Source organism: Clostridium sp. OM05-6BH, assembly GCF_003481635.1.
GTDB lineage: Bacteria > Bacillota > Clostridia > Lachnospirales > Lachnospiraceae > Butyribacter.
This window is the reverse complement of record NZ_QULH01000024.1, coordinates 21,610-30,896: the sequence shown is the minus strand read 5'-3', so window position 1 is coordinate 30,896 and position 9,287 is coordinate 21,610. Positions and strand designations below refer to the sequence as shown.

General features: G+C 40.9%; 8 protein-coding genes. All 8 read right to left on the bottom strand.

All coding sequences use genetic code 11. From position 1 onward, the window contains the following. Window positions 1-145: 145 nt before the first annotated feature. The gene (locus DXB73_RS13025) at window positions 146-967 is read right to left on the bottom strand and encodes an RnfABCDGE type electron transport complex subunit B (protein ID WP_118691409.1); all 822 of its coding nucleotides are present in this window, start codon (window positions 965-967) and stop codon (window positions 146-148) included. 16 nt (window positions 968-983) lie between these two features. Then, a complete protein-coding gene (gene rsxA / locus DXB73_RS13020) occupies window positions 984-1,559 on the bottom strand; it encodes an electron transport complex subunit RsxA (protein WP_118506872.1) in 576 nt (191 codons plus the stop codon). Window positions 1,560-1,563: 4 nt separating this feature from the next. Continuing rightward, window positions 1,564-2,379 (bottom strand): electron transport complex subunit E, encoded by an 816-nt coding sequence (locus DXB73_RS13015; protein ID WP_118506871.1) that lies wholly within the window; start codon window positions 2,377-2,379, stop codon window positions 1,564-1,566. Between the two features lie 10 nt (window positions 2,380-2,389). Continuing rightward, window positions 2,390-3,052: an RnfABCDGE type electron transport complex subunit G gene (locus DXB73_RS13010; protein WP_118691408.1), complete on the bottom strand. Its 663-nt coding sequence runs from the start codon at window positions 3,050-3,052 to the stop codon at window positions 2,390-2,392. Beyond that, complete coding sequence (locus DXB73_RS13005) at window positions 3,042-4,034, bottom strand: RnfABCDGE type electron transport complex subunit D (RefSeq protein ID WP_118506869.1); 993 nt, start codon at window positions 4,032-4,034, stop codon at window positions 3,042-3,044. Before DXB73_RS13005 ends, DXB73_RS13010 begins: the two co-directional genes overlap by 11 nt. Window positions 4,035-4,104: 70 nt before the next feature. Then, window positions 4,105-5,427 carry an electron transport complex subunit RsxC gene (rsxC, locus tag DXB73_RS13000; protein ID WP_022024417.1) on the bottom strand — a complete coding sequence of 441 codons (1,323 nt, stop codon included), beginning with the start codon at window positions 5,425-5,427 and terminating at the stop codon, window positions 4,105-4,107. A 404-nt stretch (window positions 5,428-5,831) separates the two neighbouring features. Further along, complete coding sequence (locus DXB73_RS12995) at window positions 5,832-6,626, bottom strand: DNA/RNA non-specific endonuclease (RefSeq protein WP_118691407.1); 795 nt, start codon at window positions 6,624-6,626, stop codon at window positions 5,832-5,834. Beyond that, the gene (locus DXB73_RS12990) at window positions 6,619-9,282 is read right to left on the bottom strand and encodes an ATP-binding protein (RefSeq protein WP_118691406.1); all 2,664 of its coding nucleotides are present in this window, start codon (window positions 9,280-9,282) and stop codon (window positions 6,619-6,621) included. Before DXB73_RS12990 ends, DXB73_RS12995 begins: the two co-directional genes overlap by 8 nt. Window positions 9,283-9,287: the final 5 nt, after the last annotated feature.

The following is a 9,287-nucleotide window of genomic DNA, read 5'->3' as shown; positions in this document are numbered from 1 at the left end:
AATAGCTATTATTTTTGTGACATAATAAGCAATATGTGACCAGACAGCAGCATTGGAAGTGTGAAGTTTGAGCTGACTGATAAATGAGAGAAGACCCCCGGGATTTCCCGGAGGTCTTAATACTCGAAAATATTGATAAGCCGAACTAGTGTGCCAAGATAATCTTCTTTGGACATTTTTCAGCACATTTACCGCAGCCCGTACATTTAGACTGATCAATATGTGCAATGTTGTTCTCAACGGTAATTGCTTCCGCTTCACATTGTTTTGCACAAAGGCCACAGCCGATACAGCCCACTTCACAAACTGCCATCACTTTTGCTCCTTTATCCTGATTGGAACAGGATACCACTTTCGTAGCATCGTATGGAATCAGTTCGATCAAATGATTTGGACATTCCTCAGCACATTTGCCACAAGCAACGCACTTTTCTTTATCCACAACCGCAACGCCATGCTCAATATGAATCGCATCGAAGCCACACGCTGCAACACAAGAACCAAATCCCATGCAGCCGTATGCACATGCCTTATCGCTGCGACCCGGAATTGCTGCAGCACTTCTGCAGTCAGAAATTCCATAATAGTTTGCTTTGGCACTTGCCTTATCACAAGTACCTGCACACTTTACAAACGCAACTTTCTTTACGTCTTCACCGGCAGATACTCCCATGATCTCACCAATCTTATCAGCGACAGCCGGTCCACCTACCGGACATCCATTAACCGGTGCTTCCCCTGCAGCAATCGCTGCTGCCATCGCATCACAACCGGCATAACCACAACCTCCACAGTTAGCTCCCGGAAGAACATCACGGATCGCAATTGCCTTTTCATCGACCGGTACCTCAAATACATTGGCTGCCACACCAAGAAGTACGGCTATCAACAGACCGGTAATACCGATCACGGCTGCTGCTGTGAGGACGCCTGCTGCTGCAGATGCTAATACCACACTCTGTATCATATATTCGTCCCCCTTTCTACACCAATCCTGCGAAGCCGCAGAATGCAATTGCCATCAAACTTGCTGTTACTAACACGATCGGTGTTCCCTTAAATGCATTTGGAACATCATTGTGTTCAATTCTCTCACGGATACCTGCCATGATCACGATAGAGATCAGAAAACCAAATGCCGTGCAGAAACCACAAACAACACTCTCGATAAATCCATATCCATTGGAAATGTTTTTGATAGCAACACCGAGTACGGCACAGTTCGTTGTGATCAACGGCAAATATACACCGAGTGCTTCATACAATGCCGGCATAAACTTTTTGAGTGCCATCTCTACAAACTGTACTAATGCTGCAATGATCAAAATAAATGCAATCGTCTGTAAATACTCTAAACCAAGCGGCTCTAAAATACATTTCTGAACCGGGTAAGTGATAATACACGCGATCGTAATAACGAACGTTACTGCAGCTCCCATTCCGGCTGCTGTCTCAACTTTTTTGGAAACGCCCAGGAAAGGACAGATTCCAAGGAACTGGCTTAATACCACGTTACTGACTAACATGGATGAAATAACAATAACAAATAATTCTCCCATCTAATTAGTCCTCCTTTCCTTCGGATTTTTCCGCTGCAGCAGCTTCCTTTGCTTTGGCCTCTTTGGCTGCTTTCGCTTTGGCAGCAGCTTCCTTGGCTGCCTGCGCTTTCGCTGCCTTAGCCGCAACACGCTCTGCTTCTAAAATGCCTTTATTGGCAACACTTGCACAGCCTACACAGGATGCACAATTACCACCACAGGCAATGTCTGAATCATTCTCTACATTTGTCGCTGATGGCAGCTTCAATTTGTTCTGAATTGCTGTCAAAAATGCTAATACAAGGAATGCACCCGGCGCCAATACGAAAAACGTAATGTGATAATCGTCCGGAATAAATGTCTTTCCAAAGATTGCACCAGATCCTAAGATCTCACGGCAAATGCCGATACAAGTAAGTCCGAATGTAAATCCAAGACCCATTCCAAGTCCATCGAACAAAGATGGAATCACTTTGTTCTTAGACGCATATGCCTCAGCACGACCTAAGATAATACAGTTTACTACGATAAGCGGAATGTACACACCCAAGGACTTATTCAAAGATGGGATGTACGCCTGTAATAACAACTGGATCAATGTTACAAAAGATGCAACAATAACGATGAATGCCGGAATACGCACTTTATCCGGAATCACTTTACGAAGCAGTGAGATAAATACATTGGATAACACAAGCACTGCTGTTGTCGTAAGTCCCATGCCCAATCCATTAATGGCGGATGTTGTTACCGCAAGGGTCGGACACATACCCAACATCATAACGAACGTAGGATTCTCCGTTATGATACCATTTTTTAATCGTTCTACACATGTATTCATGGGAACCCTCCTATTCTAATGATGAAATAAACTGAAATGCACCATCAATGGCTCTTGTAACTGCCTTACTGGTGATCGTTGCACTGGTGATCGCATTGATCGTACCATCTTTGGTACTGCCACTGCCATCTTTTACAACGTTCAGATCCTGTGATGCATTGGTGCCAATAAACTGTCCGTTGAACTCTTTGTCCGAAGATTTCTGTCCCAGACCCGGCGTCTCATTGGAACAATCGGTGATCTGAATGCCCTTGATCTCGCCCTTTTCGTCAATACCAAGTGCAATGCTTACTGCTCCACCGTAGCCCTTGCCGCTGCAAGAAACAACATAACCGGCATCTTTTCCATCTACCTTTGCTTTCATTGCTTCCGCAATTTCAACATCAGATAAGGAACCGAGAGCCTTCGAACTTACCTTGCCTGCCGCAAGGTCTTTATTGAACTTTTCCAATGACTTGTTAAGAGCACTGTCTTCCTCAAAAGATGCTCCCTGATAGACAGCTTCGTATGCTTCCTGTTTGTTCTTTTCCTCCTGCGCTGCGATCGGTTTTTTGGTGATCGTATAACCTGCACCGAGAAGCAGACCGGAGATCAATGTGATCATGAATAAGCAAATGGTGTCATGCACCAATGTGCTCTTCTTCTTAACTTCTTCTTTTTCTTTATTTGCCATCCTTGATACCCTCCTTTCCAAATGGAACCGGGATCGTTACTCTTTCGATCAATGGAACAAGCAGGTTACAGATAATGATCGCATAAGATACACCTTCTGCGGATGCACCAAAGACACGGAATACTCCGGTCAAAAGACCAAGCAGTACACCAAATATGATCTGTCCTTTCGGTGTGATCGGGCTTGTTACATAATCGGTTGCCATAAAGAATGCACCTAACAGCAATCCACCACCGCACAACTCTGCAGCAAGATAAGTAAGATCAAATCCTCTGCCGCCAAAGAGCAAGATAAAGATTGCAAATACTGCGATATAACATACCGGAATTCTCCAAGAAATGATCTTGCGGATCAACAAGTACGCAGCTCCGATCAACAGTGCGATCGCACAAGTCTCACCGATCGTACCTCCGGTACTTCCGATAAACATCTTTAAGAGGGAAGTTGCCTCCTGTGTCTTGCCATCACCGGATGCCAAGATCTTCTGAATCGAATCTGATCTGCTGCCTGCTTTAATGATCGCAAGCGGTGTAGCACCGGTGATTCCATCGTGTGCAAAACTTGTCATCTGTCCTGCAAAAGATACCATCAGGAAACATCTTGCACCAAGCGCAGGGTTCATGAAGTTCTGACCCAAACCACCAAACAACTGCTTTACAATAATAATTGCAAAAACACTTCCTAAGATCGCCATCCAGATTGGGAATGTCGGAGTTAGGTTCAATGCTAACAGCAAACCGGTAAGTACCGCACTTCCGTCATTAACGGTAAGCGGCAATTTCATACATTTCTGCCATATGTACTCGGACAAAAGGCAGGTTGCAATACAGACAGCGATCAAAACTGCTGCCCGAATACCAAAATTGTAAATGCCAAATATACTCGTCGGTATCAAGGCAAAGATCACATCCCACATGATACTTCTCGTAGACGATTTGTCACGCACATGCGGAGATGATGATATGTTTAATAAATTGCTCATATTAATCCTCCATTATTTGTAGTATGTACTCCTGAAACGTCTGCCCAAGGCAATTCCGGGAGCTCATACATTATTTTTTACGTCTCTGTGCTGCGACATACTGTCTTGCCTGCTTAAAGCTCTGTGTCAATGGACGCTTAGCAGGACATACATACGTACAACTGCCACATTCGTAGCACTCCATGCCATTTAACTTTACAAAAGTATCATAGTCTTTGTTCATAGCGGCTTCTGCCATCTTCTGTGGTACCAGATTGCCCGGACATGCCTCTACGCAGCGACCGCAGCGGATACATGGCGTCGGTTCATTCTCTGCTACCTCGTCTTTTGTCATTGCCAAAATAGAAGAAGACGTCTTAGTCACCGGAACATTCAGATCAAACATGGCAAATCCCATCATTGGACCACCGGAAATGATCTTCTTAGGCTCTTCCTTGAATCCATCTCCTTCTTCCACCAGTTCTGCATGACTGCATCCAATACGCACATCTACATTGATCGGAGTATTGAATGCCTCACCTGTCAATGTTACAACACGTGTGATCAGTGGCGTCTGTTTGCACACCGCACGATAAATTGCAATTACCGTGGATACATTATCCACAATACATCCTGCATCTGCCGGAAGTTTTGCAGAATAGATCTTGCGTCCGGTTGCAGCAGAAATCAGTGTACGCTCACCGCCCTGCGGATATTTCGTCTTTAACACCTTCACTTCAATGCGGTCTTCATCTTTGACAGCCTCCTGCATTTTAGCAATTGCCTCCGGCTTATTGTCCTCAATGCAGATGAGTCCTTTCGCTTTGTCAAAAATATGCAGGATCACTTTCAAACCGCCAACGATCTCTTCCGATCTTTCTAACATCTGTCTGTAGTCCGAAGTCAGATACGGCTCACACTCCGCACCATTGACCAGAATATAATCAATTTTATCCGGCTCTTTCGGCGCTAACTTTACATTGGTTGGGAATCCGGCACCGCCCATGCCGACTACACCAGCTTCCTTCACAATGTCGCGGATCTCATCAGCAGAAAGTTTCGTGTAATCACGATCCTCTCCCAATCCTTCAATTGCTGCATATTCTCCATCATTTTCGATGACAACACAAGTTGCCTGAGAACCATTGAGGAGCATTCTTGGCTCCACTGCCTTTACCGTTCCCGAAACAGAACTGCAGATATTCGCAGAAATGAATCCGCTTGCCTCTCCAATTTTCTGACCAACTAAAACTTTATCGCCTTTTGCGACAATTGGCGTTGCCGGTGCGCCAATGTGCTGGCCCATCGGAAATACCAGTTCTTTCTTAGGCTGTACAGTCTTGATCGGTAAGTCCTTGGATAAATCTTTTCCCTCGTAAGGGTGTACACCCCCACGAAATGTTGCTATACTCATTCCGTTTCTCCTTTCTGTTGATTTACCTTGGCATTTTTCCACATCTTATCATGCCAAAACTCACCCTTTATTGTAGCATTTGTACGAAAAAAGTCAATATTATCAGACATTTTTTATCAATAGTAGACAAGACTAACCTCAAGAACATATCAAAACAATCCTTGGCGATGTCTCGCTACACAGCACCTTGATCCTATCAATCGGGTAGGATGCATACGGACAGACAGATCGTACTGTACGATTGCCACCCTTCGCGTAATGCTACTGAGCACACGCAAGACGTCGTTTTGACAAAGCCGTAAAGGCATTGCCAAAAGTAAAACTGCCAATGGGCTTACCTAGGTCAGACAAGCTGCCAGCGGAATGCAGAAAGTAACTTTAATGATATGACACTCCTCAATAATTTATATATCGTCTGCTTCTTCCGAAAGTTCAAACTCTTCTTCATTTAGATTTTCATTTGTTAAAGAAAAAACTTCTTCTTGTTTTTGGCCTCTTTGATCTGTAATCGTATAGCGTCCCATTATTGCATGCGGACGCTTTGTTTTTTCCTGATAATAAGGTTCAATTTTAACATGTACATCATTACCGCGCTCTAATTCATCAGCCCAGGCGTTTTCAAATGTTTTATATGCACTCCGATTTATAAAACGATTCTGTGCAATCAAATTATTTAATTCACCACTTCCACCAAAACGACTGCCAATCAAATGTCCCCCTTCGTCCGTATCACGCCGAAATTCCCCTCCTGCTTTTAATTGAGCAGAAGTATCTCTTACCCCCTGTCCCAAATGCAAATCTCCCTCCGCCAAAATAATTCTTTCCTCATCATCTTTTTCATATGAATATCCATTCATTTCATATGAATTTAGATCATCTTTTTTTTTTACATACTCATAAACCTCTGGGTCTTCAGCCTCCCCCATCTCCTCCCACTCGTCAAGCATTTGACTTAATTCATCAGAAATATCTTGTTCTTCATAATCTTCTCTGACATCGGGTTCCATATCTCCAACATCTTCATAGTCCTCTGAAATGTCGACTTCATCAGGGTAATATTCTGCAACCTCATCATAGTCAACATCACTTGCATCATACTCCATATCTGTAATACCAAGCATATCATCCAACACTGGGGCATCTGCAACTTCACTACCGATATCATCAACATATTCCATATCACAACTCATATCATCCATTCTTCTCACTTCCTTTCATAAACAAGGTAATCAGTTTAATTTTTTCCTTATCATCCATTTTATATAATCTATCATTTAACTGAAGTTTTCGAAACAATTTGATCCTTACACAAATAATAAATTCCCGATCATTCCCATATCCCATCGCTGCTATTTTTTTAGCAAAAAGAGATGGAATACTTAAAAACACACCTCTAACTGTTCTTTTCTTATCTGTATTCTTATATAATGCATCAACACAAACCGCATAGGCCTCGCTAGAAATATATTCTGCATCTGCCTTGATTCTATAATTACAACCATCACCATATAATCCACACAAATAACACTCTTTGTATGGACATAATAATTTTTGCTTATTATCCCAGTAATGCATCAATTTTCTAATCAAATCATTGTCTATACTTAATTTAATTTGTTTCTTTTCTCTTATATCCTCCGTCATCACAAGTTGCGGTTTATTAAATGCTGTAGAATAAACATACGCTTCACCAACTTGCAAACAAGAGAGAGTTTCTTCCATTTCTGCGTCCATATTGGTACTGTTAGCAATCAGTCTCCTTTCCGATGCCTCCACAAGACGAAACATAATTTTTGTGTCTGTGGCAGCAATGATATCATGAGTCACTTTTGACGGTGATTGATCCGCAATAATAACCCCCGTCCCATACGCCCTGATTTCTTTAAGCATCCTCTGTAACGAACTTACTGTTGATGATCCTGCAGAGATATCCGAATTATCCCCTCTTCCTTCCGGAGATAACAGAACATGTGCCTCATCAATCATCAAAACATTTTTGAGTCTGGTTCCTATACTTAAACTATTTATCTTGGTATATGCACAAACATCAACCAACAATAACGCCATTATTAATGCTTTTTGCTCCATGTTTTCTATAGAATTTAGTTCTATAATAGTCGGTCTTGAAATTAAATCCTCAATAGGTATAGTATTGATTGAATCATAAATATTGCTATTCATATCAATTAAATTCATCAATCGCATAACACCTGCTGTTTCCAAATTTGATTTTACATCTTTGCTATAATTTGATGTTTGGAGCAACTTCTTAAACACTAAAATAAATTCGTGTAAGCCAAATATAGTAACATCACTGTCATCAGACGTACTGTAATCTTTCCACCCGTATTTCGTATAGCATTGTTGTATAGCGTTTTGGAATAATAAATCTAATGGTGATGGCATAGAAAAAGCAGCCATAAATGCACTTACCAAAACAGGTTTATATTGTTCCACCGTAATTCCTTTTAATGGGATAAACGGATTAATAATAAATGGAGAAACACTAACATTTCCCGGTGTAAAAATTTGTATATCTGGTAGTTGTTCTATCAATGCTCTATACTCTGTCTTAGTCGGTTCGACAATCAAAAACGGAATGTTTCTTTCAGCAAATTGCAGCATCAAATTAATAGAAAAGGTTGTTTTACCGGTTCCTGGCATTCCCACAATCAATACATGCTTTGACAGTATTCTTTCATCACAACCAATAGTAACCTTTTTCATATCTGATGATATTAATTGTCCAAACTTTATATTAGAATCACTAACGACCTCTTCTTTTAACTGTTCTCTTTGCTTTTTATATCTGGTTCCCTCAACACCTGACATATTTCCATCGTAAACCGGTAAACGAAAAAAGGAAATCAATTCTTCGATTGTCATCATCAACGGAAGCCGATACAAATAATTGGAGAGTGGAATGTATTTACGAATTTTCATATTTCTATATTTGTACATTAATAATGCACTTACATTCCATATATAGTTAGGAAATTCATTGATTATGCTACCAATACTTTTTGATATATCAACATAACTCGCTTCAAAACCACCAATATTACTGTCTCCACCTTGTAAAAGACTGATAATTTTGTTAGATAATACAGCGCAATCTTCTTTAGTTCCAAAAGTCAATATATTTGATAAAAACATAGGTGCATCCCGATTATCTTTGTAATAAGATAATACTTCAAAAGGTTCCTGAGCACATGAATCCTTTACAAGTTGTCCATTAACAGATATTCCTTTTGATAATCCTTCCAGTTCAGAACAATGTTGCACTAATATTGCGACTTCATTCTCATACAATTTTGTTGGTATTATGCCAAACGAAATACCACAGTTCTCCCTCTGACTCAAGGCATTGATCAAAGATGCCAGCCCCTCAGTATTATTTGATGGAATGATCTCTGTATAATAAAATGGACAAACACCGGATGGATTAATAACCACCTTTTCCTTTTTCTCCACAGCATATACCCGACTTTTTACATTCTGTCTCCAAAGATCATCGAAAGTCTGACGGCAATGTTCTGAGTCTTGATAAGAATATCCAAAATCCGATACTATATTTCGAATGTTATTTATAAGCATTTTAACGCACGATGCGGCTTCTGCACTGACGTTGTCTATCTTACGTACAACAATATAAATATGGATTTTCGAGATATATGATTGATTATCAACTTTCTCAGTCAACCAAATAATTTCATAAGCAACATTCTGATTTTCAAGTCTATACAACTCTCCTAAAACACTTTCAAAATCTGAAGTTGTGTCAGAGAAAGTAACAATTTCCAGCATATCAACTGCCAAGAAACGATTATCTGCTAATTCATACACCTGTGCCATACTTC

What these genes read in the sequence shown, in the direction of transcription:
- DXB73_RS12995 (WP_118691407.1), bottom strand. Translation starts at nt 6,626, where the DNA reads ATGGATGATATGAGTTGTGATATGGAATATGTTGATGATATCGGTAGT.
- DXB73_RS13025 (WP_118691409.1), bottom strand. Translation starts at nt 967, where the DNA reads ATGATACAGAGTGTGGTATTAGCATCTGCAGCAGCAGGCGTCCTCACA.
- DXB73_RS12990 (WP_118691406.1), bottom strand. Translation starts at nt 9,282, where the DNA reads ATGGCACAGGTGTATGAATTAGCAGATAATCGTTTCTTGGCAGTTGAT.
- DXB73_RS13010 (WP_118691408.1), bottom strand. Translation starts at nt 3,052, where the DNA reads ATGGCAAATAAAGAAAAAGAAGAAGTTAAGAAGAAGAGCACATTGGTG.
- DXB73_RS13005 (WP_118506869.1), bottom strand. Translation starts at nt 4,034, where the DNA reads ATGAGCAATTTATTAAACATATCATCATCTCCGCATGTGCGTGACAAA.
- rsxA (WP_118506872.1), bottom strand. Translation starts at nt 1,559, where the DNA reads ATGGGAGAATTATTTGTTATTGTTATTTCATCCATGTTAGTCAGTAAC.
- DXB73_RS13015 (WP_118506871.1), bottom strand. Translation starts at nt 2,379, where the DNA reads ATGAATACATGTGTAGAACGATTAAAAAATGGTATCATAACGGAGAAT.
- rsxC (WP_022024417.1), bottom strand. Translation starts at nt 5,427, where the DNA reads ATGAGTATAGCAACATTTCGTGGGGGTGTACACCCTTACGAGGGAAAA.